Genomic DNA, 26,083 nt, shown 5'->3' on the forward strand with positions numbered 1-26,083 from the left:
TGTTATTCCTTAATTTTTACCAATCCGTTTAATACTTGATCCAATCCACCATAAACGGAAATTTGGTCGATTCGATGTGCAATACTTTCTAAGGTTTCGAGCTCTTTTAAACGCAAGGCAACGGGATTGTTTTCCATCACTTTGGCGGTATTTAACAGTGAGCGTGTGGCAGCGGTTTCTTCGCGGCGACGGATCACGTTGGCTTGCGCCGATTTTTCGGCTTCTACAACCTGAGACAAGATGGTGCGCATGTCTCCTGGTAAAATAATGTCTTTTACGCCAATGCTATCGATTTCTAAACCGAAGGTGAGGGCGGTTTGTACCACATGCTCCATCATCAGCTGGTCGATTAACTGCTTGTTTTCCAACAGTTCATCTAAGGTACGTGTGCCGATAATTTCACGCAGGGCAAATTGCAGCTCGCGATATAAATAATCCACTGGTTGGCTTAATTTGGATAACGCCAACAAAATGTCGGCATAGCGCCAGTTTGCCGATAAGTTAACACGCAAAGTGACTTTATCTTTGGTCAAGATTTCCTGACCGCTGACTTCCAAGGCCTGTAATCGCGTATCAATCACGTCCACTTCAGGCTTACGACAAATCTTCCAGTAACCGTAAGTGCCGGGTTGTAAAATTGACTGGATCTCGCCATCCAACTTAAAGATACCGACATGCCATGCAGGGATTTGGCTGATTAAGGCCAGATCAGTGCCTTTGATGCGTTTTTTACCTGACAAACGCGCCAGCAATGTTGGGTTGATAACGACATCGTCAGTTAATTGGGTTTCGATGCGTAACGTATTGCCAGTTTTCCAGTACAGGCGGCGCGTTGCGGGCGCTAAAATTTCCGTCAGGCTGTTATGCAAATAAACAAAGCCCATTTCATCATCTGCGAGAGTGATGTTCACGCAGTATTCTTCAACCCAATCAGGATGAAACTGGCGTAAATGCTCAGCAAGTTTCTCTTCAATTGGGTCATTATTCAGTTCAAACATAGAAACCGTCAGTTTATTAAACCAATCATTGAGGCGATGTTCGCCAGCCACGAACAGTTGCTTGAAATCGCCTTTATTTGAAGTCAGTGCAATGTATCCCTGTGCCACGTTAATTTTTGTCATTGTTATTTTCCTTTTTATTTATTGAGGTGTTATCGAAATCATTGACGAAGCGAGGAGGGAAACAATCGAGCGCCATACGGCTGTCTACTGTTTTGCTCAATGCCCGGTGCGATGACTCGGATAACACTGTGTGGCGAAACGGCAACCACGTTTTATTCATTTGGTTTTGAATGTCGGGACTCGAACCCGATAGCGCATGCTATTACCAGATAGGTCTTACCAACGGCGGAATACAGACCATGAAGTGGGGCTAGCCACCATGTCTGCACCGGTAGAACTGAAGTTCTGACAAATTCCGGTAGTGGACGATTAGACTATTGCCAGATGCGTGCCAACTTTTGAAAGATAATTAAAAATATTTATAATTACTTGATATTAAAAAGATAATTATTTTTATGGTTTTTCTGATGCCATTTTGTGGCTTAATGATTTATTCTTTTTTATATATTTTCATATCGCCTTTTATAAATATTTATAAATATGAATCAAAAAAGAAAAGTGGTTATTGGCGTATTGGGTACTGTGCTTGATAGACGCGGTAAAAAAGCCAATCGCTGGAAAAAATGGCGCCCTACTGTGGGACTGTGCCAGCAAGCAGATCTAGATATTCACCGTTTTGAGCTAATTCATCAGGTGAACGACTACTCGCTCGCGTGCCGGGTGAAAGAAGATATTGAGCAGGTATCGCCGAAAACGGAGGTGGTGCTGCGTGAAGTGGATATTGCGGATCCATGGGATTTTGAAGAGGTCTACACTTCACTGCTGGATTTTTCTGCGGAATATCCTTTCGATACAGAAAACGAAGAGTATTTGGTGCATATCACCACGGGCACCCACGTGGTACAAATCTGTTGGTTCTTGCTGACGGAAGCCCACTATTTGCCCGCAAAACTGATCCAAACTTCACCAACTCGCGGGGAACGGGAAACCGATCCGGTGGGTATGTATGCGGAAATTGACCTCGATTTAAGCCGTTATGCGCAGATCACCAGCCGCTTTGAAAGCCAGCAACAGACTCAGTTGGCGTTCTTAAAGGCGGGTATCGCCACCCGTAATCGGGCGTTTAATACCATGATTGAGCAGATTGAGCGCGTGGCACTGCGTTCTAAAGCACCGATTTTGCTCAATGGCCCTACGGGTGCAGGGAAATCTTTTCTCGCTCGGCGAATTTATCAATTGCGCCAAGGACGCCACCAAGTTAAAGGGCGTTTTGTGGAGATCAACTGCGCCACTTTGCGTGGTGATAATGCAATGTCTACGTTATTTGGGCATGTGAAGGGCGCATTTACAGGGGCACTTAATCCGCGTCAAGGGCTACTAAAAGAGGCCGACGGCGGCATTTTATTTTTGGATGAAATTGCCGAATTGGGTCTTGATGAGCAAGCAATGCTATTGAAAGCCATTGAAGAAAAAAGCTTTTTTCCGTTCGGGTCAGACAGTGAAATTCAAAGCGATTTCCAGTTGATTGCAGGAACCCATCGCAACCTTGCCGAGTGGGTGGAAGAGGGGAAATTCCGCGAAGATTTATTCGCCCGTATTAATATGTGGACATTTGCGTTGCCGGGGCTGGCGGATCGCCGTGAAGATATTGAGCCGAATATCGATTATGAATTGGCAAAATTCTGCCAAGCGGAGCAGAGCCAAATCCGCTTTGATAGAGAAGCTCGTCAACACTATGTTCAGTTTGCTTGCTCCCCTCAAGCCGCATGGCGTGGTAATTTCCGTGAATTAGGTGCTTCAATTTCCCGTATGGCAACCTTCGCGGAACATGGGCGTATCACCCAGTCAGTGGTAGAGGAAGAAATTCAGCGCTTAAGCCAGCAGTGGCAGCCAAAATCTAAGCTACAACTTCCTGAACAAGTGGGGGAAATCGACCTATTTGAGCAGCAGCAGTTGGCCACAGTACTGGATGTGTGCAGGAAATCTTCTTCCTTGTCTGAAGCGGGACGCACACTATTTGCGGTTTCTCGCCAACAGAAAAAGCAACCGAATGATGCAGATAGGCTGCGAAAGTATTTAGCCAAATTTGGGTTGGATTGGGATGGGGTGAAGGAGTGATGAAATAAAAACCCCACGCTAAAGCGTGGGGTTATCAATGGTGAAAATAAACGCTTTAAAGAAACTTTCCTTGCTTAGTTAAGGTCTTCAACACAGACGGCATTAAGTATTTGATTTTTAATCTCTACATCAACAATGAGTCCACCAAATGGGTTGTAGATGCTATTGTGCGTAGAGGTTTGATTATCAGCCAACCAGAGGAATTCCCCAAAGCCAAATTTACCAGAAATATATTGGCTTCCCCATTCATGGATAAGGGCTTCTCCAACTAGGCGTTGGTGCATACCAACAGTTTGGAGATCCTTATATTTAATTAATCGACTTGGAGCTTGGCAAATCGATTTTGAACCGTATGCACTGATTTTACCCTGAAGGGAATACCACTTTTTCAGTGTAAAACGGTAATCAACAGTACGTTTATATCCTGTATGAGCTTTAGGAGCGCCTTTAAATATTGGGATCATTGCATTACCTTGTGCGATTGCTGTTGGTTGGCGGTGCATAGTGACAACACCTTTTTCATCAATAGATAGCCAATCAATGTCCACACTCCAGTCGTAATCCTCCTGCTGGCCAATAGGCACGGTGATTTGGAATCTAGCGCCTTCAAATCCAGTATTAGGGAATCCTTCATTAATAGGGAATTTCTTAGGATTATCAATGGTTTTTACTTCAATTTGACCATAGGTAATCACAGTGATAGGTGGTACTGCTCCTGCATAATCAATGGACTGGCTATCAAGGGTAATGGTTGATTTGCCCACCTGTGGATTATTAAAGTTACTGACATACACACCATCATGGGTTTCATTCATGGCAGCTGTAACCGTTCCCGCACTCGCAGAAACCTGCGGTTTTTTCCCTTTAATTGGGTTTCCATTAGCATCTTTTAAGACTAATTTAACAACAACGTTGGCATTACTGCCTTCATCGATTTGATCAGAGTTAACCGAGAATTCACTCTTTCCTGTGGCAAAAACAGGGATACCGCTTTGTACAGAGATGCTAATTGGTGAGCTGGTTTTTGTGCCGACTTTTGCTGTAATGACATAATTACCGCTAGCAGATAAGGTGAGCGCTCCTTTGTGTTGCGCACCTTGTAATTGCCATGTCGGTTGACTCAAAGCACCATTAGCATTCTGCATAGAGATATCCGCCGAGTTTATGATGACGTTGTTTCCATAAATATCTTTAGCCGCCAATGTAAAATTCACTTGTTCATCCATCGAGATATCATTGTTATCAACAGATAACTCAACGCTATTAATGTGCTGTATCTCTGTGAAGGGTTGAACGGTAACTTTTATAGCGTTATCAATGCTATTCACGTTTGCCGTTAGTGTATGCTCGGCAACTTTTTTCAAGTTAACCAACGCGGTATATACACCCGTTTGGCTACCGTCTTCAGCCCAATTTGGAGAGACAAAGTTTTCAGGTGAATGGCTATCAGACAATGAAATATCGGTATTGCGAATGTCTTTCACGGCGTTCCCATAGGTGTCTTTCAGTATTAGTGTCAGTGTGGTTGATTCATTAGGTAAGAATTGGTTTGCACTGGCTGAAAGTTGAATGGATGCGACGTTATCTTTACCACTTGGTGAATTCACACGAAGGCTTTTCGTTCCAATAATGGTATTCACGTTGACAGTCATGGTGTAGTCCCCAACCTGGTTTAATGTGAGGTTGGTTTGATATGTTCCATCTTGGTTCTCAATCCAAGTGACAGTTTGACGTGTTGAACCTAGCATTAACTCAATATGTTGATTTTCAACTGCCATGACGTTATTCCCAAATTGATCCACGAGAGCTAGAACTAATTTGGTTTGTTCTGCCACTTCAGATGTTGCTGGAGCTTGCAGTGTAACGGAGGCCACATGGAAATACCCTTTCAGCGGGGTTACGTTAATTTGTGCCGTTTGAGTTTGTCCATTGACCTTGGCGACTAAGGTGTGTGGTTTCACATTATTGAGCTGTATATCCGTGACGTAGGTACCTAATGTTGTTGGTACTTTTACCCATGTTGCTTGGGTTGGGATTTGTGTATCAGTATTCGTTAGTTCAATATCTGAGACGGATATATTATCGACTTCGTTACCAAAGCGATCTTGCACTTTTAAGGTCAGTGCAGTTGTTTCTCCAGCAGAAACTATATTTTTTGACGACGTTAGGATGATTTTGCTGACATTAGCCGCACCTTTGAGGGCATTGACAGTCATTTCAGGCGCTTGGGCCTGCTGCTGGTTCACCACGGCTCTTAACGTATGTTTTCCTATGCGTGACAACGGCAGGGACGCTTTATAAATACCGACAGTATCCATGCGCCAAGCTATCCGGCGGTTATCAATGGTTTCAGCGGTATGGCTATCATTCAATGAAATGTTGGCGCCATTGACACCTGTAACGAGGTTACCGTATTGGTCTTTGAGTTCTAAGGTTAGTTCAATGCTCTCACCAGCTTCTAACGCGGTGGTATTCGTGGTTAATTGGGCGTGAGCGACCTTAGTGTGACCCGTGGGTGCGGTGACCTCAATGGTTTCAATGCGGCTATTTTGCTGGTTGACGGTTGCGCGTAGCGGGTAAACACCAACCTGATTAATTTGCAATTGCGTGGTATAGAGGCCATCGATGGCTGATGACCAGGCTTTATCAAGTTTGGCATTTTGCTGTGCTAAGTGAATATCGTTATCTTGAATATTGATGACGCCATTATCGACCAAGTCTTTTAGCGATAATGTTAACTCGGTGGTATCTCCAGCTTCGATGACGGCATCTTTGATCGTCAGTGCGGCGGTATTGACGCTGCTAGCTCCACTCAAAGCTGAAATATCAAGATCCACGTCATTACTCAGTACATTTTTCACAATCGCTTGCGCGGCTTGTGAACCTAATCGGTTCATCAGTAATTCAATGGAATAGCTTCCATCACGGTTATCCTGCCAGTTAGACAGCTCTTTTAAGTCCGTTAATAAGCTTAAATGGGAGCCAGCCCCTGTGAGTGGGTTGTCAAATTTATCCATTAAATTCAGTGTTAAGGTCACACTATCTCCTGATCTCACTGATTTTTTACTGCTGTGTAGCGTCATTTTTTCTAATGCGCCTCGTTGCCCCGTTCTATCAAAGGAACTCAGCGAAATTGCTATCGGATTATTAATAATCCAATTTGAGGTTTCAACTTGGCCATTTACGGTGATTTTAACCGTATGCAGACCTTTTGACTGGGCAGGAAGTTGCCCTGCATATTGGCCAGTATCACCGAGTTCAGTTAATTGAATCGGGTGAGCCACACCATCAATTTCAATGGCAATATCGCGATTAAGCACATTATTCACGACATTTCCGTACCGATCTTTCATGGCAACGATAAGAGACGAGGCCTGCCCCGCTTCGACAGTCGTTATTGGGGAGATCTCCAATTGCGTCACCGAGGATGCTCCATGAGGCGGTGTGACGTGAAAATCAATATGGCGAGAAATAGAATTGACCGCCATGGTGAGTGCGTGATCCCCGACGGTATTTAATTGAACTTGTGCGGTATAAACACCCAAGTTACTCATTTCAACCCAAGTGGCTGGAATGGATGCGCCGGAATTATCAGTTAAGGCAATATCGGCGTTATCGACTTGAGAGACAGGATTACCATGCTGGTCTTTCAGCTCTAAGGTCAGTGTGGCAGATGAACCTGCAGTAAGACTTGCGGTGTTGGTGGTGAGCTGCGCATCACTCACTTGGTTATGGCCAACAGAGGTAATGGCATGAACCAGCACACTATGTTGTTTATGGTTAACGGTGGCTTTTAATGAGTGAACACCCCCTTTAGTGATGATGGTATCGGCGATGTAAACACCATTTTGTTGATGGTGCCATTGCAAGCCATTCAGTGAGTTTCGTGTATTATCATCATTGATATTGATGTCGCTGGCTAATACGTCTAACACCCCATTATCAAATTGGTCGAGCAAGGTGAGGGTTAATTGGATTTGTTCACCCACAACAAATTGTTTAGGGGTAGCATTGAGGCGGACTTGATGAACACGAATCGCCCCTTTTAATGCTGTGACATCAACATCAACGGTAGGGCTATCAATAAAATTAACCGTGCTAATGAGCTTATGGCGACCTAATTGATTGAATGGAAGCTCTGTGGTGTAAACGCCATTGCCTTGCTCTTGCCATTGAATATTCGACAGCGCCAATTTGTTATTTTCTAGCTTGATATCGTTTGAAGAGAGTTGCACGACGCCATTATTGTACTTATCACGTAAAATCAGTGTGAGCGTTGTGCTTTGCCCCGCAGATACTTGAGGATGCTGAGTTTGCAACTCAACGATGGTGATTGATGCTCTGTTCTGCTGTGGTGCTACTGTGATTGAAATAGCTTGGCTAGTGATAGTGTTGACGGCGGCATTCAGGGTATCACTGCCTAATTTGGTTAGCGGAAGCGACGCCGAATAAGTCCCGTCTTGGTTATCAGTCCAGGCTACAGCGCCCGCTTGGTTATGGCCCAATGTGATTGCCGAAGCCAGACCAGTTAATGGGTTTTTAAAGCTATCTTTGGCGGTGACGGTTAATGCCAAGGTATCGCCAGATTTAAGGTTGACCAGCGAGCCCGTTGTCAGTTCGACCGTTGCCAGCACCCCTTGCTCACCTGCGTTGCCATGGATATTCGTTGGAATCGGCGTTGGTGCTTGGACGGTTAAGGTCGCTTGGTTGGAATCTTTACCGTTGACGGTGACCTGAATATTTTTGCTGCCGCTATGCTGCGCGGGAAGTTCGACTGTGTAGCTGCCATTCGGATTTTGAGTCACTGGCAGGGTATGCGTTTGATTATCGATAGTAATATCAAGTTGTTGAACGCCAGTGATGGTATTGCCGTTGCCATCGGTCAGTTCCACTTTTAGTGTTGGCTTATCGCCGGCATTCGGGGTTGTATTGATTGGGGTGATCACCACGTTTTGCACGCCCGAGTGACCCGTTAGGTTCGCGACGTTAACGGAGATCGCCTTGCTGCTCACGGTATTGACGGAGGCTGTCAGGGTATCAATACCCAGTTTCGAGAACGCTAATGTTCCAGAATATGTGCCGTCTTGGTTATCGACCCATGTCACTTTGCCCGTTTGAGCGTGGGTGAGTGCGATCGCCGACACCAGACCAGTTAATGGGTTTTTAAAGGTATCTTGTGCAGTGACGGTTAATGCCAGTGTGTCACCGGATTTAAGGTCGGCCTGCGAGCTCGTTGTCAGTTCGACCGTTGCCAGCACCCCTTGCTCACCCGCATTGCCATGGATATTCGTTGGCATCGGCGTTGGTGCTTGGACGGTTAAGGTCGCTTGGTTGGAGTCTTTACCGTTGGCAGTCACCTGAATATTTTTGCTGCCGCTATGCTGCGCGGGAAGTTCGACCGTGTAGCTGCCATCCAGATTTTGTGTCACTGGCAGGGTATGCGTTTGATTATCGATAGTAATATCAAGTTGTTGAACGCCAGTGACGGTATTACCGTTTCCGTCGGCCAGTTCCACTTTTAGTGTTGGCTTATCGCCGGCATTTAATGTCGGATTGATGACGCTTAACGCCACGTGGTCAATTTTTGAAATACCGCTATTGTGAGAGACAGTCAAAACGGTTTTAGGGCTATATATACCGTTAATATTTGCGGTGATATCAAGATCGCCAATGGTGGTTAAGGGGAGGTTGACCATATAGTCACTGTGCCCTTCATCGCGCCAAGCCAGATCTTTTCCTTTCATATTGCCAAGATGAAGATGGTTGAAATCCACATTCTCAATTGCGTTACCAAAGCTATCTTTTAACGTGACGATAATGAGTGGATTGTCGCCAGATTTAAAGTTCGTACGGTTAGGATTGATGTCTATGTCAATGCTGGCAATAACACCTAAAGCACCATCAGGGCCGCTGCCATCTGTCGAACTTGATTGTATGGTACCCGCTTCGCGTGTCGTGAAGTTTCGTTCAAGGGAGACGATATTGTCCATCGCGACTTGGATAGTGTGCTCGCCGGATTGCAGTCCATAAACTTTCGCAGCATAGGTACCGTTATCGACATCAATGCCCCAAATTGGTGTTGAACTCACCTTTTGATCGATGGTGATGGTTGCGTCATTATTGGCATCAATAATCGGATTGCCTTGATTATCACGTATCTGGAAGACCACTTGGCTTTCTCTGCCTGCGTACACTTCAGGTATTTCTAAAATGGCGATTTGATGCGCTTTGCCACTTATAAACTCAACAACTTTTGTTTCACTGTGACCGTTGATAGAGAGAGTCACTTCACTGGCTCCCGCTTTTACGCTGGTTAATGTGACTTCCACAAGGCCGTTTTCGTTTGTTGTGGCTTTATCGACGATTTTTGCATTTGTGGCAGAAAAATTGACTTCGTGGTTGGGGATAGGATTTTTATTCTTATCTGTAATCAGCGCTTTTACTGAATGGGCCGAGATACCATCTGCAATTACCGCGGGACGGGAGACGGTAAAATTATGGATATAGGCCTCCGCTACATCTGGTATGAAAGTGACTTGGGTTTTCACTGGCGGATGATTGCCTGTGTAGACAGCGATTTCATAGGCGCCTGCAATTTGTGAGGTAAATTGCACCTGTGCTTCGCCTTTCGCATTGGTTGTTGTGGTGTATTCCACCGGTTTAGCCACTTTCATCGCCTGCATTTTTTTACGCAGTTCGCGTTGGATGTCTGGATGGGCTGCTGTATTGGCTTTTTGAGCAATTAGCGCGAGTGTGTTGGGTAAGACAAAGACGACTTTTGCGTTGGGTGCGGTATTACCGTGGGAATCTCTGACAATGGCGGTGAGACCGTTGATGTCATTACCATTGGCTAAGCCTTTTCCATAAAATGTGATATCGCGAGGGTTAATGCTGAGGACGCCAGAATCGGTTACTTCAACCAATGTTTCAGCCACTGGAGAGGCATTTCCGTTTACGTCATAGGCTATTGCACGCAAGCGATAGCGGTTTGCTTTTTGGGCATCTTGTGTGGTTTTGGCGGTCTTATAGGACGGTAAGATCAGAACTGCAGTGTGATCGGTTGAGCTAATTGAACCTCCCGAAGCCAGAAGTTCAGGGGCGTTCCATTCAATATGTTTGAGTGGATATTGGCTGGTGAAGGATTTGACCAATGGGATAGATTGCCCGGTTTCACCTTGAATTTTGGTTGGTAATGACAGGCTCAGCAGCGTTTTCTTTTGGTAATCAAGAATAATGCTGTTATTACGCTCCACAAAGTCATAACGATTCCCCGAGAGGCGACGCGCTTCTGCTACTTTGGTTGGATCTACATGATGGGCTAGGCTCTTACCAAAAATCCACGTAAATTGAAGTTTGGCTTGAGTTTCGGATCGGTTTTTACTGCCAAACTTATGATTAGCATTCAATGTGAATAATGGGAATGGTGTCCAGTGAGCGCCGATAGTTGCAGCGCTCGGGTTTTTCTGGCGTTGATTTTTTCCAAATAGAGCAACGCTATCACCATAATATTGTTCATATTTTAGGTTTCCGCCCAGTTGTGGATAAGCAGGAAGCCAGCTTTCGATTTGGACATCCCAGCCATGAGCGGGTTTCGCGTTATAATCATGGTTGAGTTCTGGAGCGCTTTTCCACGAGGTTAAGCCCAAATAGCCATTGGCATTAAATTTTAGGTAGTCTTGCCAGTATTCCACGCCTAATCCCGCGCGAGTGTGTGCGTGTGAGATGTCGTGGTCGATAAAAGCGTTAATTCCAATGGTATTTTTTTCATCGAAGTGGCGTAGACCGATCCCATTGTTTGTATGCAATCGCTCATCACTACGGTGAATACTGTGCTGGGTAAATAGCAGGGCTTTGGGATGGTCATACCAAGGGATCAGCCAGTCTAGCTTTGAATTCTTAATGGAGAAATTTTTATCTATATTAATATTGAGCCTGGCATTACCCGCTTTGGATAACCAATTTTCAATTTCTTTAGTAGCTTCACTCGCCACTTTATTGCGAACATAGTTTTGCGCTTTATCCGACAAGTTTTGCTCGTTTTTGTTTTGGGATAGGAATGAACCAAGTGTCTTACTGTATTCGGCGACCAAACGTTCAGTATTATCTTCTGTGACGTTATTTTCACTGGCCAATGATGGTAGGTCGTTGTTATCCAACATTTTTGCATAACTTGGGATAACAGGCATAATGGCTGATGACCAGATAGCCGTGAAGATAACAAAACCGTTAGCTAGCTTTTTTTTAACCGTTAAAGACGCGGAGCTCATTCAATCTATTCCTAATAGTAAAAATTAACGCGGCTATTCTGGAGATGTGAGAAAGTAAGCGCTTGTGAATTAATTGGACTTAAAGTGAAGCCGGATTTGCCTGTTGGAAAAGCTGAGAATTCCATTAATAGAACGGAAATTTCAGCGACGAAAATTACAAGATAAAAATCGTGACGTAAAAATGAAGGTTAGCGATTTTGGAAAAGTTTGGAATTTCGGTTTAATCAATTAAAAACAAAAAGATAGGAAAAAATGGGATGGAACTGACTTTTCTCGGAACTAGTGCAGGTGTGCCAACAAAAGATCGCAATGTCACCAGCATGATATTAAATTTAGTCGGTATCCGTAAAAGCTACTGGCTCTTTGACTGTGGCGAAGGGACTCAGCACCGAATTTTAAATAGCCCCTTTAAAACACCCAAAATCGAGAAGATTTTTATTACCCATTTACACGGTGACCATATTTTTGGGTTACCGGGATTGCTCTGTAGCCGCTCTATGGGGGGAACGATGGATCCCTTGACGTTATATGGGCCAAAGGGGCTGAAGCAGTATGTGGAAACTGTTTTATCAGTGAGCGACTCCTACATGACCTATCCTCTTGAAATTGTAGAAATTGAAGCGGGTAAGTTATTTGATGATGGGGAGCTAATTGTCACTGCGTATCGGTTGGATCACCGCGTAGAATGTTATGGCTATCGTATTGAAGAACATCCAAAACCGGGGTCGCTAAATGTGCAAAAACTGGAGCAAGATGGGATCCCTCGTGGGCCTTGGATGCAGGCGCTGAAGAAGGGCGAAGTTATTGAGTTAGAAGATGGTCGCACCGTGAATGGAGCCGACTACCTTGGTGAGCCAGTTACAGGTAAAGTGGTCGCGATTTTTGGGGATACTATCCCAACACCAGAAGCGTTGTTGTTGGCTAAAAATGCCGATGTCATGGTGCACGAAACTACGTTAGAAGTGGCGCTAGAAGCGAAAGCTAATGAGCACGGGCACTCTTCAACTCGCCAAGCGGCGCAGCTTGCCAAGCAAGCGGGGGTAAAACGATTTATCGCGACGCATCTCAGCGGGCGCTATGGCGCAGAGGATATTCCTCGTTTATTGGCGGAGTGCCAAGCCGAATTTCTTGAAACGCAGATAGCGGAAGATTATTTGACGGTTAAAATTTAGTGAGAAAACAAATCGACACGATTTCAAACGTGTCGATTTTGTTCGAATGAATAGTATCAGGTTAGTAAATCACTTTCACAAACCCATTGCGGCAGTAAGCTTCGTATTCATCACTTAGCTGTCGGTTTGTCACAATCACATCAAACTGAGACAATTCGCCCATATTGGCGGTCGCCACTTCATCAAACAGGTTATAAGGCGCTAATAAAATCTTACGGATAGATTTTTCCATACCTTTCTTTTTCATCGGTAAATCATCGAGATTATAGCAAGTCACCCCATACGCACTGTGAACGCCAGTGGCGGACATAAACGCTTTTTTGGGGTTAATGGAATCTAATAATGAAGGCAGCGTAGGGCTGTAAAACGAATCACTTTTGGGGCGATATTCCCCACCACACAGTAGCGCTGTGGCATTTTTTTTCTGGCTCAAGGCGAGAAAAACGTTATGGGAATAACAAATGCCAGTAAAGCTGATTTCTTCAGGGATCAACGCTATCAAGGTGGCCATTTCGATGCCATTGTCGAAAAAGATTACATCATCTTCACTGACCATACTGGCGGCTAAATTAGGGATATACAGCTCTTCAGTTTGATCGGGTGTGAAAACATCGGCATGGGGTTCGTGCGGAGCTAAAGCAGTAGGTTGAGTGACAGAAACAATATAGCCACCAAGCAGTGACATGGGGATAGGGCCTTCGGTGTCCGCATTGAGATCTCGGCGAATGGTCATTTCAGAGACTTCAAGTATTCTCGCGGCTTCTTTAAGATGAATGCGTCCTGAACGTTTAATACATTCACTTAATCGGCGAAGGCGTTCTTTTTGTTTAGTTTCTATCACCCTGCAATCCTTTTTATAATGGCGCGGACGAACCGCGCCCCGTTGTTTAGTAGTCACTTGGAGTGGTATTTTCTCCAGTCACAATAGCGACACTCGCGCTTGCACCAACGCGGTTAGCACCCGCTTCAATCATCTTAATTGCGGTTTCACGCGTACGTACGCCACCGGATGCTTTGACGCCAATTTCATTACCAACCACTTTACGCATTAATGCCACATGATGCTCAGTGGCACCCATTGTACTGAATCCTGTTGAAGTTTTCACAAATCCAACGTTAATTGTGCGGCAAATTTCACAAACCTGTGTAATTTCTTCATCAGTTAACAGGCAAGTTTCGAGGATCACCTTCAGTGTTGCTTTACCACAGGCCGCAAAAACGGCTTCGATATCTTGACGAACGAAGTCTAAATCACCGCTTTTCAGCATACCTACGTTGATGACCATATCCACTTCATCGGCACCACGGCGAACAGCTTCAGCGGCTTCAAACGCTTTAGCCTCTGTTAAACATGCGCCTAATGGGAAACCAACAACACAGCACACCATCACATCGCTATCTTTTAAACATTCGCTTGCCAATGGGACATAACCAGTGTTAACACACACTGAAGCAAAGTGATGTTGAGCCGCTTCTGCACATAACGTTTTGATATCGTTAACTGTTGCGTTGGCAGCCAATAAAGTGTGATCAATATATTTCGCTAAATCTTGCATTTAAACCTTCCTATATGAAGTTTTTCAGAATAGATGTGGAATAGGTAACAAAGAATGAGGAAATGTGGCAGATATAACACTTGATCATTCGTTATTCGAGATCCTAATCACAAATGATATTTTTGCAACATGATAATGTTAGGATTATATCATTATGTGATTTATTTAACACGAGGGACATTATGGATATAGCAGTTATCGGTTCAAACATGGTCGATTTGATCACCTACATTGATCAAATGCCTAAAGAAGGGGAAACCCTCGAAGCCCCAGCCTTCAAAATCGGTTGTGGCGGTAAAGGGGCAAACCAAGCTGTTGCCGCAGCAAAATTAAACTCCAAAGTCATTATGCTCACTAAAGTAGGCGACGATATTTTTGCGGATAACACCATTCGTAATCTTGAGTCTTATGGCATCAATACTCGCTATGTGGAAAAGGTACCGTGTACCTCCAGTGGTGTTGCGCCGATTTTTGTGAATCAAAACTCATCGAACAGCATTTTGATTGTCAAAGGGGCGAATAAGTTTTTATCCCCTGAAGATATCGACCGCGCCGCGGAAGATCTGAAAAAGTGCAAATTGATCGTATTGCAGCTGGAAGTGCAGCTGGAAACGGTTTACCACGCGATTGCCTTTGGTAATAAGCACAACATTCCTGTGTTACTTAATCCAGCGCCAGCACAACGCGCACTGGATTTAGATTACGCATGCCGCTGTGATTTCTTTGTACCGAATGAAACTGAGTTAGAAATTCTGACCAATATGCCAGTAGATACCATGGATAACGTGCGTCGTGCTGCACAATCCCTGTTAGACAAAGGCCTGAAAAACCTGATTGTGACTTTAGGTGATAAAGGTGCGTTATGGATGACTCGTGAAAGCGAACTGTTCATTCCTGCTATCAAAGTGAACGCGATTGATACCAGCGGGGCTGGCGATGCGTTTATTGGTTGCTTCTCTCATTACTATGTTCACACCGGCAATATTGAAGAGGCGATGAAAAAAGCCGTTCTGTTTTCAGCCTTTAGCGTTACCGGAAAAGGCACACAATCTTCTTACCCAAGTATCGAGCAGTTCAGTGAGTTTGTGCAGTTGAATAATTAGTATTAACCATCTTTCAAGCGCCAGAAGCATTACCTGTACCCACAATATTTGCTCTGAATTTGAACGATGTTGAGCATGACCGGTTGAAATGAAGGTTGCCATTAGAGCAAAAAAGCCCGTTTAACCGGTTAAAAATATTATAAAAACTATTAAGGGTTAATATGAACATCAAAAATATAACTCAGTTACCTGATGGGTACCTGAATAAGACACCTATATTCCAATTTATCCTACTTTCCTGCTTATTCCCGCTTTGGGGATGCGCAGCAGCATTGAACGATATTTTAATCACACAGTTTAAAAGCGTTTTTGAACTCAGTAACTTTGCTTCTGCATTAGTGCAAAGTGCGTTCTACGGTGGTTACTTCTTGATTGCCATTCCTGCTTCTTTGGTTATCAAAAAAACCAGTTATAAATACGCGATTATGATCGGGCTTATTTTGTATATCGCGGGTTGTTCTATGTTCTTCCCTGCGTCTCATATGGCGACTTACACCATGTTCTTGGCGGCGATTTTTGCTATCGCGATTGGTTTAAGCTTCCTTGAAACCGCAGCCAATACCTACAGTTCGATGATTGGTCCAAAACAGTACGCGACTCTGCGCCTAAACATCAGCCAAACCTTCTACCCAATCGGTGCCGCTGGCGGGATCTTATTAGGTAAATATTTGGTCTTCTCCGAAGGGGAAAGCCTGCAAAACCAAATGGCGACTATGGATGCGACTCAAATCCATGAATTCCGTTTAGCGATGCTGGAAAACACTCTTGAACCCTACCGTTATATGATCATGGTATTGGTTGTTGTGATGATCCTGTTTTTACTGACTAAATTCCCGAAATGTAAAGTGGCAGAAACGGTGGATCATAAACGTCCTTCTGCACTGGATACCTTAAAATACTTAGCTAAAAACAGCCGCTTTAGAAAAGGGATCATCGCTCAGTTCCTCTATGTGGGAATGCAGGTTGCCGTTTGGTCGTTCACCATCCGTTTAGCACTGGAAATGGGGGATATCAACGAGCGTGATGCCTCTAACTTCATGGTGTACAGCTTTGCTTGTTTCTTTATCGGTAAATTTATTGCCAACATCTTAATGACCCGTTTTAACGCCGATAAAGTCCTGATTATCTATTCCATTATCGGTGTGCTGTTCTTAGTGTATGTGGCTTTTATGCCAAGCTTCACCGCAGTGTATGCGGCAGTATTAGTCAGTATTCTGTTTGGACCATGCTGGGCAACTATCTATGCGGGCACTTTGGAAACCGTCGACAACGAGCATACTGAAATGGCGGGTGCGGTGATTGTCATGGCGATTGTTGGTGCGGCTGTTGTACCTGCAATCCAAGGCTATGTCGCGGATATCACTCACTCCCTGCAACTCTCTTTCTTAGTTTCCATGCTGTGCTTTGTGTACGTAGGCATTTACTTCGTTGGCGAACGTCGCTTTAAAGCGAAACAAGAAGCCAAATAATAGATTGCAATTCAGGGTAGGCGCTACGCCTACCCCTCTTTACCTCAAACCGTGAGTATGACAATGAACACAATTATCCCGTTACATAAACGCTTATTTACGGAAAAACCGACCTTAGTTTTGAAAAATAGCCAGTTTTCCGTTTCCGCATTTGTCTATCAATCAGGCGTGCAAGGGCTGCGTATTGAAAACTCGCAGGGGCATTTAACCATTTTGCCATTTTTAGGGCAGATGATTTGGGATGCTGAGTTTTGCGGGCAAAATCTGAAAATGGAAAATATGTTTTCAGAACCTAAGCCTGTTCCAACCGTGATAGAAACCTATGGTTGCTTCGCCTTCCATTCTGGAATAATCAGTAATGGTTGCCCATCGCCAGAAGATAATCACCCATTACACGGGGAAATGCCCTGCGCACCAATGGATAGCGCATGGCTTGAATTGACTGAAACTAGCCTTAAAGTGTGCGGTGAATATGAGTATGTGATGGGCTTTGGCCACCATTATCGTGCCGCGCCATCAGTACAATTAAATGCGGATAGTGCACTGTTTGATATCCATATGTCCGTCACTAACTTGGCATCCGTACCAATGCCGCTTCAATATATGTGCCACATGAACTACGCCTATGTGGACGACACCACGTTAACGCAGAATATCCCAGAGCAGGCGATTAAGCTGCGTGAATCCATTCCTGGGCATGTGCATCCAACCCAAAAATGGCTCGATTTTAATCAAGCGCTCAAGTCAGGCGAGGTGACGCTGAATCAGCTAAATCAACCGCAAATGTGTGACCCTGAAATTGTCTTCTTTATGGACAATCTGAGCCAATATACTGCAAATCCTGAATTTAAGATGACTTCACCAGCAGGTAATACCTTTGTGACTCGTTTTAAAGCCAATGAGCTGAATTATGCGACTCGCTGGATTTTATATAATGGCGATCAAAAAGTGGGGGCATTTGTGTTACCAGCAACCTGCCGCCCAGAAGGGTTTATTGCTGCTAAAAATAACCAAACACTGATTTGGTTGGCGGCGGGAGAAAATCGCCAATTTACTGTGACGACAGGCGTCGAACAGTAAATTTTGTTTTTGAGTTTTTATGAGGCTGCCAATGTGCAGCCTTTTATTCATATTGCTGGCACTCTTCTTGTAGGTCATCGAGCACGCTCTGAGCATCAAATATTGGGGTACCCTTGCCATTGGGTAGCATCATAATGGCCGTTTTAATATTGGCGCTCGCCATGTCAGGTAATATTTCCGTCATTAAATGTTCCAATGTCATAGGAAGCGGGGAACATCCGGCCCATTCATCGGTTAAGCATAATTCGGCATACTCTTTTGCGACCCATAACGGTAAAAACAAACACGGGCTATCATCTTGAGCCGTGACTAAACCCTCATGATTACCCAATGTCCATACTTGCTCCCAATCCGCAACCTTGCCGATAAAATAGTCATATCGTTGATGAGGATTCAGTAGTAGAACATTTTGGATTTCTTGTTTTTTAGGTGAGAAATAGACACTGTTCATTATTAGACTACCTGAAAAGTAATTGATAATTATTGAGAAAATTAAATGAATAATTGATATCTTAGCAGTTATTCACTCACTATTTAGAGTGTTATATTTTACACAGCAAATTAGTTTTCAATGTCAGTTTAGGGCAATAGACATGATAGAAGCATTACTTGAAAAATATGCCATTGGCATGACCATCATTGCCGTCTGTTTAGCGTTGTATTTGCTTTTTGAAGTTTTACACAAGCGGCATAAACATAAGCGAAAAAGCATTTTGGTGCATGTGATCCAAACCATGGTGCTGTGCGTGATGGTGTTAGTGGCGGCTCAATCGGTGGATATGGCAGCCAGTGACTTTGATTTAACCTTTATTTCAACACCACTGATTAATTTAGTCGCCATATCGGTGATCGCATTGATCATCACGCGAAAATTCTTCCAATTGGTTAACCGCCTAGAGAAGAAACAGATTAAAAAAGGCAGCGATCCAACTTCTGCTAGGATTATTGCTCGCGTATTTAAGACCGCGGTCATCGTCATCATTATGCTGTTATTTGGCGAACATTTTGGCATGAGTTTGTCAGGTTTAATGGCCTTTGGCGGCATTGGCGGTATCGCCATCGGTATGGCGGGTAAAGATATTCTGAGTAACTTTTTCTCAGGGATCATGCTCTATTTCGACCGCCCGTTTAATATTGGAGATTGGGTCAGTTCGCCAGATAGAAATATTGAAGGGACAGTCGTCGAGATTGGCTGGCGGATCACCAAGATTGTCACGTTTGACCATCGCCCGCTCTATATTCCTAACTCACTGTTTTCTTCCATTAGCGTTGAAAATCCAGGGCGCATGACCAACCGACGAATTAAAACGGAAATCGGTTTACGCTATGAAGATTCCGACAAAGTTAGCGCGATTGTGGAAGATATTCGCACCATGCTGAAGCAAGATGAAAATATCGATACAGGGCAAACCTTGCTGGTCTATTTCGATGCGTTTGCGGATTCCTCCCTGAATATTATGGTGTACTGCTTTACGAAAACCACCGTATGGGCTGAATGGCTGGATGCACAGCAAGCGGTCTATTTGAAAATTATTGAGATAGTTAAGCGTCACAATGCGGACTTTGCATATCCATCTCAAACCCTGTATGTGGAAAGAAACAAGTAACCTCGTCGTCCTCGAAAATTAACCGACTGATCCACTGTCATTATTGTCTGTTTCGGTCGGTTAATCTGCAAATAATCTATTTTTTATGGTTTATGACTAAAAAGCCGGTGAGGTTATCCGGAAATTTTTATACTATTAACCAGTGAGTTATAAAAAATATTCACCCTAGGCAAAACTGAATAATTTTGCATTAATTCTGACTATTTCAATCTCAGTATCTATCAAGTATATTGAGCCCCTCTTTACCTCAGCTAACCAAGAGCCAGACTGCTATGAAGAAAATCAATGTGGCATGTAGCCAGGGGGTCGCTATCTATTTTACGGGTCAATTCCAGTGGGTAGATATTCGCGATGCACAGTTAAATAATATCGCTGCGGTTGTGCTCTCAGAACAAGATGCCAACCAAGGGCTGTGGAAGAGAGTTGCAGACAGTAAACTCAATATTCCGCTGTTTGTCATTAGTGACAAGCAGCTACCAGACAATGCACCAACGCCTGACTATTTGACCGCATTATTACCGCCAGCGCCTGCTGCGCGTGAAGAGAATAGCCGCCAATTACGGGATGCTGCAAACCAATACCTTGAACAGTTATTACCGCCATTCTTTGCGCGAATGATGGATTATGCTGCGGGTCATAATGTGACGTTTGCCTGCCCCGGGCACCAAGGCGGACAATTTTTCCGTCGTCATCCAACGGGCGAACAGTTCTACCAATTCTACGGTGAAAACCTCTTTCGCACCGATTTGTGTAACGCCGATGTGGCGATGGGGGATTTGCTGATCCACGAAGGGGCAGCCAAAGAAGCGCAAAAATTTGCGGCGAAAGTGTTCAATGCAGATAAAACCTACTTTGTGCTTAATGGTACGTCGTCATCCAATAAAGTGGTGCTGAATGCCTTATTAACACCCGGTGATTTAGTGTTGTTTGACCGCAATAATCATAAATCTAACCATCATGGCGCCCTGATCCAAGCGGGGGCAACACCCGTTTATCTAGAAACGGCACGTAACCCATTTGGTTTTATTGGCGGGATTGATGCCCACTGTTTTACTGAAGAATACTTAAGAAACGCGGTGAGCGAAGTGATGCCTGAAAAAGCACAGGCAGAAAAACCGTTCCGCCTTGCTGTGATCCAGCTCGGGACATATGACGGCACGGTCTACAACGCGAGACAAGTGGTGGATAAGATAGGGCATCTTTGCGAATACATTCTGTTTGATTCCGCGTGGGTGGGTTACGAACAGTTTATTCCGATGATGCGCCAATGCTCGCCGTTACTGCTGGAACTGAACGAGAATGACCCCGGTATTATGGTGACTCAATCGGTTCACAAACAGTTAGCGGGCTTTTCCCAAGCGTCACAGATCCATAAAAAAGATAATCATATCAAAGGCCAAGAGCGCTTTGTTTCCCATAAGAAACTGAATAATGCGTTTATGATGCACGCCTCTACCAGCCCGTTTTACCCGCTGTTTGCTTCATTGGATGTGAATGCGCGTATGCACCAAGGGGAAGCGGGGGAAATGATGTGGATGGAGTGTGTGAGGCAAGGGATTGAAGTTAGAAAATCCATTATTAAACACTGCCGTCACTTTAGACCGTTTGTGCCAGAGTTAGTGGATGGCAAGCCGTGGCATGAATACCCAACCGAGCAAATTGCGTCGGAACAGCGTTTCTTTAATTTTATTCCGAAAGAGCGTTGGCATGCGTTTGATGGCTACGCGCAGGATCAATATTTCGTTGACCCTTGCAAGCTGATGTTGACGACGCCGGGGATTGATGTTGAAAGCGGGGAGTATGAGTCTTTCGGGGTTCCTGCCACGATTTTGGCGCATTTTCTGCGTGAGCACGGCGTGATCCCAGAAAAATGCGATTTGAACTCCATCTTGTTCTTGTTAACCCCAGCGGAATCACGTGAAAAGCTCGAACTGCTGGTTTCTCATTTAGTGCGTTTCGAGCAGCTTCTGGATGAAGATGCGTTATTTGAAGACGTATTGCCGTCAGTGTATCAGCGTTATCAGGAACAGTATCAAGGGTATACTCTGCGTCGATTATGCCAAGAAATGCATCAATTAAGCGTGGATTTTAATATTAAACAGCTGCAAAAAGAGATGTTCCGAAAGGCACATTTCCCTGTGGTGAAAATGAATCCACAACAGGCACACCTAGAGTTTATTCGTGGCAATGTAGAGTTACTGCCGCTGGATGAACTAGAAGGGCGTATTGCCGCAGAAGGGGCGTTGCCTTATCCGCCGGGCGTGCTGTGTGTGGTGCCGGGTGAAGTGTGGTCAGGGCCTGTTCTTCAGTATTTTAAAGCGCTGGAAGCGGGAATTAATGCCTTGCCGGGTTTTGCACCTGAGCTGCAAGGGGTCTATATTTCGAAAAATGAAAATGGGCCAAAACGCGTGTATGCGCATGTTTTGAAATAAATTTCCTCGTATTCAGACATCAAGCATAGATTTTGCCGAATGAGATAGCTAAATTGGGATCCGCGAAATGTGGATCCCGATTGACGATAAGGCAACCCTATGACGAAAAAGATTATTTTAGACTGTGACCCAGGGCATGACGATGCCATCGCTATGCTACTGGCTTACGGTAATCCAGACATCGATTTACTCGCCGTCACCACGGTTGCAGGCAACCAAACTCTCGAAAAAGTCACCCGTAATGCCCGTGCCATTGCTGAAATGGCGAATATTCGCGGTATTCCTTTTGCAGCAGGCTCTGCGCGCCCATTAGTGCGTGAAGTGGAAGTGGCACCCGATATCCATGGAGATTCTGGGTTGGATGGCCCTGAGCTTCCAACACCAACGTTAGCGTTGGATGAACGCCATGGGGTGAATTTGATCATCGATACGATCATGTCCCACCCACCAAAAACCGTTACCTTAGTGCCTACGGGGGCGCTGACCAATATCGCATTAGCCGCAAGGTTAGAACCTCGGATTGTGGAGCGCGTGAAGGAAGTGGTGTTGATGGGCGGTGGCTACCATGTGGGAAATTGGAGCCCAGTCGCGGAATTTAATATCAAGATTGACCCAGAAGCGGCGCATATCGTTTTTAATGAAAAGTGGCCGTTAACCATGGTCGGTTTGGATCTCACTCACCAAGCACTGGCAACGCCAGATGTGGTGGCGAAAATTGCTGAAATAGACACGAAATGCTCAAAATTTGTCGTCGAATTGCTGGATTTCTTCGGCAAAATGTATAAACAGGCTCAGGGTTTTGATGCGCCTCCGGTGCATGATCCTTGTGCCGTTGCCTACGTGATTGACCCGTCAGTGATGACTACCCAGAAAGTCCCTGTGGACATCGAATTAACGGGAACGTTGACTCTCGGTATGACGGTGGCCGATTTTCGCCATCCAGCCCCAGCGGATTGCCATACGCAGGTTGCCGTGAAATTAGACCGCGATAAGTTTTGGCAGATGGTCATCGACGCACTGAAGAATATTGGTTAATGGAATCGTATTTAACATGAATAGTGAATTAGAACAGATGCCTTACGAGGCATTAATTGAACGCAGCATGAATTCCCTGCAATTGAAAAACCAGTTCCATTGCGATAATTGGAAACTGGATGAAGCCAGTTGGTCAGTGGATCAAGATGAAGGCACCATTATTTTCCATGCACCGGACAATATAATGGTGACGGCACCCGTGCAAATCGTTGGTACTTATGACCAAAATGTGGGGAGCTGGATGTGGGGCTGGGCGAATAGCTCTATTGACCCATCATTAATGCAGGATGCGATTGCGGTTAAATCCTACGGCGAGCGCCAAGATAATAGCTTGCTAACTTCCCGAGTGAGTGATATCGAAGAGTATGATGCATGGCAGTTGGCGGCATTGGCTTGTGAGTTAAATGAGCAACAAGGTGTTTATCGTGGCGTTGCAGGTAGTACACTGATTTTTATGACATTCGGCCAAATTTCCCTTCAAAAAATCTAAGCCATAAACGCCTTTTTTATTGTTGATAAAAAGGGCGTCACTAACTCCTCAAAAACGACTTGCACAGTTTATTATGGCAATAGTTTATTATGACAAAAGAAAGCCAGCTGTTAAAATGCGGCTTTCTTTTGCTATTTCACAACAGCATAAGCCTTAAATTCGATATCAACGCCAAAAGACCAACATGCAACAAAATCAAACGATAGAACAAAATACACCATCAACAACAGATGGTTACAAAAATCTTAACCGCTTCTCGGTTGCGCCTATGCTTGATTGGACCGACCGTCATTGCCGTTATTTCCATCGCTTATTAACGAAAAATACGTTGCTGTACACCGAAATGGTGACGACGGGTGCGATCATTTATGGCAAAGGCGACTACCTTGCTTATAGCGAAGAAGAGCACCCAGTTTCCTTGCAATTGGGCGGCAGTGACCCTGCGGCTCTAGCGCAATGTGCAAAATTAGCGCAAGAACGTGGCTACGATGAAATCAACCTGAACGTCGGTTGCCCATCAGACCGCGTGCAGAACGGACGCTTTGGTGCGTGTTTAATGGCAGATGCTCAACTGGTCGCAGATTGTGTCAAAGCGATGCGTGATGTGGTATCTATCCCTGTGACGGTGAAAACGCGTATTGGGATTGATGAGCAAGATAGCTACGAATTTTTATGCGAATTCATTGATACGGTCTCCACAAAAGGGGACTGTGACATGTTTATTATCCATGCTCGCAAAGCGTGGTTATCTGGATTAAGCCCAAAAGAAAACCGTGAAATTCCCCCTCTGGATTACCCTCGCGTATACCAATTAAAACGCGATTTTCCGCATCTCACCATGGCGATTAATGGGGGCGTTAAAACCCTCGAAGAAGCCAAAGAGCATTTAAAATATTTAGATGGCGTGATGGTGGGTCGTGAAGCGTATCAAAATCCGTCAATTTTAACCGCGGTAGATAATCAATTGTTTGATGAAACAATGCCAATTGTCGATAGCGTTGCTGCTGTTCGCAGTATGTATCCATACATCGAAAAAGAGCTGTCTAACGGGGCTTATTTAGGGCACATGACTCGTCATATGTTAGGAATTTTTCAAGGAATTCCGGGGGCTCGTCAATGGCGTCGCCACTTAAGCGAAAATGCCCATAAACAAGGTGCTGACTTATCTGTGGTCGAACAAGCGCTCGCGTTTGTAACTCGCGGCGAGTAAACATTACTTAAATGAAACTGCAATTTTGGTTGATGCGGGCTGAATAGGATTATCTGCATGCTATGATAAAACTCATGAATGAATGGGGGAAAAGCAGATGAAAATATTAATAGTAACTTCTTTGCTGCTAGTTGCTGGATGTTCGGGGTCAGGTGGGCAGATGCGAGAACCACCAAAGCAAGATCCCTATGAAGGAACGGTGCTAAACACCATTAAAGAGAACCAGCAGATCTACAAAGAGCAGCAAGCACGCAAAGGGCATTATTAATTAGTGCAACTGAAGTGAGTAAAATTGCCGTTGTTAGAATTTTAAAAGCGCCAGTTATTGATAGCTGGCGCTTTTTTATGAATTAAGGAATGAGCAAGCTTGAGCCTTGGGTTTTACGTTGTTCCAGTGTTTGATGGGCTTTTTGGGCATCTTTTAGCGCAAAAATTTGAGATGCCGGCACATCCACATTCACTTTGCCACTTAAAATCATGTCAAACAGGGCTTTGCTGGCTTGGTCTAACTCTTGTCTGTTAGTGACATAGCCACCTAATGATGGGCGGGTCACGTACAGGGAGCCTTTTTGATTTAAGATCCCTAAGTTAACCCCAGTTACGGCGCCAGACGCGTTACCAAAGCTCACCATTAAACCGCGACGTTTCAGTGAATCTAAAGAAGCCAGCCAAGTCGCTTGACCTACAGAGTCATACACCACATTCACTTTTTCGCCATGAGTGATTTCTTTTACGCGTTCAGCGATGTTTTCGGTTTGGTAATTGATAACTTCCCATGCGCCTGCTGCTTTCGCACGCTGCGCTTTCTCTTCAGAGCCAACGGTACCAATCATTTTCGCACCTAACGCTTTTGCCCATTGGCAAGCAATTAGACCAACACCACCTGCTGCAGCGTGGAATAAGAAAACTTCATCTTTTTGAACTTGGTAGGTTTGATTGAGCAGATAGTAAACTGTCATCCCCTTAAGCGAACAGGCTGCCGCTTGTTCGAAGGTGATGCCATCGGGTAAGTGTGCCACAGCATTGACGGGCACATTATGAACTTCACTGTATGCACCGAGAGGGCCTTGTGCGTAAACGACGCGATCACCCGGTTTGAAACCGGTGACTTGGGAGCCAGTTTTAACCACTACACCGGCCGCTTCTGTGCCTAGTCCACATGGCAAACTTGCTACTGGATACAGTCCACTGCGTACGTAGGTATCAATAAAGTTAATACCAATTGCACGGTTTTCGATTTGGATTTCATTTTCAGCCGGCGCATTCGGGGAATAGTCGACAAAATTGAGAACTTCAGGACCACCATGTTGCGAAAATTCAATACGTTTTGCCATGATCATCTCCAATGAGTGAGTTTGTTTTTATTAACAGTATCAATTGCTCCATCATAACGCGATGCTTTAATGAGAAGAATTATCGGTTTGTGCGCTGCGTTAAGATTGTGCCTGCAATAATATCTTGTGCAGATAACAATAAAGACGCC

At 44.7% G+C, this 26,083-nt stretch carries 16 protein-coding genes and 1 pseudogene; 11 read left to right on the forward strand and 6 right to left on the reverse strand.

Translation table 11 applies throughout. The features are described from left to right. Positions 1 to 2: 2 nt before the first annotated feature. Complete coding sequence (locus tag GKR74_RS00525) at positions 3 to 1,121, reverse strand: slipin family protein (protein ID WP_154602070.1); 1,119 nt, start codon at positions 1,119 to 1,121, stop codon at positions 3 to 5. A gap of 480 nt (positions 1,122 to 1,601) precedes the next feature. Here GKR74_RS00525 and rtcR point away from each other — a divergent pair. After that, positions 1,602 to 3,173: pseudogene (rtcR, locus tag GKR74_RS00530) on the forward strand (RNA repair transcriptional activator RtcR); the annotation flags it as partial. An 80-nt stretch (positions 3,174 to 3,253) separates the two neighbouring features. On the opposite strand, the gene GKR74_RS00535 reads toward rtcR, so the two are convergent. Then, positions 3,254 to 11,446 (reverse strand): invasin domain 3-containing protein, encoded by an 8,193-nt coding sequence (locus tag GKR74_RS00535; protein ID WP_154602072.1) that lies wholly within the window; start codon positions 11,444 to 11,446, stop codon positions 3,254 to 3,256. Positions 11,447 to 11,703: 257 nt separating this feature from the next. On the opposite strand from GKR74_RS00535, the gene rnz reads away from it, so the two are divergent. After that, complete coding sequence (rnz, locus tag GKR74_RS00540) at positions 11,704 to 12,618, forward strand: ribonuclease Z (protein WP_154602073.1); 915 nt, start codon at positions 11,704 to 11,706, stop codon at positions 12,616 to 12,618. Between the two features lie 61 nt (positions 12,619 to 12,679). Here rnz and GKR74_RS00545 read toward each other — a convergent pair whose 3' ends face one another. Then, positions 12,680 to 13,459: a DeoR family transcriptional regulator gene (locus GKR74_RS00545; RefSeq protein WP_181477949.1), complete on the reverse strand. Its 780-nt coding sequence runs from the start codon at positions 13,457 to 13,459 to the stop codon at positions 12,680 to 12,682. A gap of 46 nt (positions 13,460 to 13,505) precedes the next feature. Beyond that, a complete protein-coding gene (gene deoC, locus GKR74_RS00550; RefSeq protein ID WP_154602075.1) occupies positions 13,506 to 14,174 on the reverse strand; it encodes a deoxyribose-phosphate aldolase in 669 nt (222 codons plus the stop codon). 182 nt (positions 14,175 to 14,356) lie between these two features. Between deoC and rbsK the strand changes: the two genes are divergently transcribed. The 3 genes from rbsK (at position 14,357) to GKR74_RS00565 (ending at position 17,826) form a co-directional block, all read left to right on the forward strand. After that, positions 14,357 to 15,277, forward strand: a complete 921-nt coding sequence (gene rbsK, locus GKR74_RS00555) for a ribokinase (RefSeq protein WP_154601062.1) — start codon at positions 14,357 to 14,359, stop codon at positions 15,275 to 15,277. Positions 15,278 to 15,438: 161 nt separating this feature from the next. Further along, positions 15,439 to 16,746, forward strand: a complete 1,308-nt coding sequence (gene fucP / locus GKR74_RS00560; protein ID WP_154602076.1) for an L-fucose:H+ symporter permease — start codon at positions 15,439 to 15,441, stop codon at positions 16,744 to 16,746. Between the two features lie 63 nt (positions 16,747 to 16,809). Further along, positions 16,810 to 17,826, forward strand: coding sequence for an aldose 1-epimerase family protein (locus GKR74_RS00565; RefSeq protein ID WP_195848742.1), 1,017 nt, complete (start codon positions 16,810 to 16,812; stop codon positions 17,824 to 17,826). 43 nt (positions 17,827 to 17,869) lie between these two features. Here GKR74_RS00565 and GKR74_RS00570 read toward each other — a convergent pair whose 3' ends face one another. Continuing rightward, positions 17,870 to 18,277: a DUF2750 domain-containing protein gene (locus GKR74_RS00570; RefSeq protein ID WP_154602078.1), complete on the reverse strand. Its 408-nt coding sequence runs from the start codon at positions 18,275 to 18,277 to the stop codon at positions 17,870 to 17,872. A 142-nt stretch (positions 18,278 to 18,419) separates the two neighbouring features. Between GKR74_RS00570 and GKR74_RS00575 the strand changes: the two genes are divergently transcribed. The 6 genes from GKR74_RS00575 (at position 18,420) to GKR74_RS17885 (ending at position 24,868) form a co-directional block, all read left to right on the forward strand. Then, positions 18,420 to 19,433, forward strand: coding sequence for a mechanosensitive ion channel family protein (locus tag GKR74_RS00575; RefSeq protein ID WP_154602079.1), 1,014 nt, complete (start codon positions 18,420 to 18,422; stop codon positions 19,431 to 19,433). Between the two features lie 272 nt (positions 19,434 to 19,705). Continuing rightward, positions 19,706 to 21,865 carry an ornithine decarboxylase gene (locus GKR74_RS00580; protein WP_154602080.1) on the forward strand — a complete coding sequence of 720 codons (2,160 nt, stop codon included), beginning with the start codon at positions 19,706 to 19,708 and terminating at the stop codon, positions 21,863 to 21,865. Positions 21,866 to 21,964: 99 nt separating this feature from the next. After that, entirely contained in the window at positions 21,965 to 22,900 is a 936-nt protein-coding gene (gene uriH, locus GKR74_RS00585) for a uridine-preferring nucleoside hydrolase UriH (RefSeq protein WP_154602081.1), read from the forward strand. A 16-nt stretch (positions 22,901 to 22,916) separates the two neighbouring features. Continuing rightward, complete coding sequence (locus tag GKR74_RS00590) at positions 22,917 to 23,390, forward strand: DUF6882 domain-containing protein (RefSeq protein WP_154602082.1); 474 nt, start codon at positions 22,917 to 22,919, stop codon at positions 23,388 to 23,390. 184 nt (positions 23,391 to 23,574) lie between these two features. After that, positions 23,575 to 24,600 carry a tRNA dihydrouridine(20/20a) synthase DusA gene (gene dusA / locus GKR74_RS00595; protein ID WP_154602083.1) on the forward strand — a complete coding sequence of 342 codons (1,026 nt, stop codon included), beginning with the start codon at positions 23,575 to 23,577 and terminating at the stop codon, positions 24,598 to 24,600. A 97-nt stretch (positions 24,601 to 24,697) separates the two neighbouring features. Continuing rightward, the gene (locus GKR74_RS17885; RefSeq protein ID WP_195848743.1) at positions 24,698 to 24,868 is read left to right on the forward strand and encodes a hypothetical protein; all 171 of its coding nucleotides are present in this window, start codon (positions 24,698 to 24,700) and stop codon (positions 24,866 to 24,868) included. An 82-nt stretch (positions 24,869 to 24,950) separates the two neighbouring features. Here the strand turns inward: GKR74_RS17885 and GKR74_RS00600 are convergent, their stop codons facing one another. Then, the gene (locus GKR74_RS00600; RefSeq protein WP_154602084.1) at positions 24,951 to 25,934 is read right to left on the reverse strand and encodes a quinone oxidoreductase; all 984 of its coding nucleotides are present in this window, start codon (positions 25,932 to 25,934) and stop codon (positions 24,951 to 24,953) included. Positions 25,935 to 26,083: the final 149 nt, after the last annotated feature.

It is taken from the genome of Providencia sp. wls1914 (assembly GCF_009706645.1).
Taxonomy (GTDB): Bacteria; Pseudomonadota; Gammaproteobacteria; order Enterobacterales; family Enterobacteriaceae; genus Providencia; species Providencia zhijiangensis.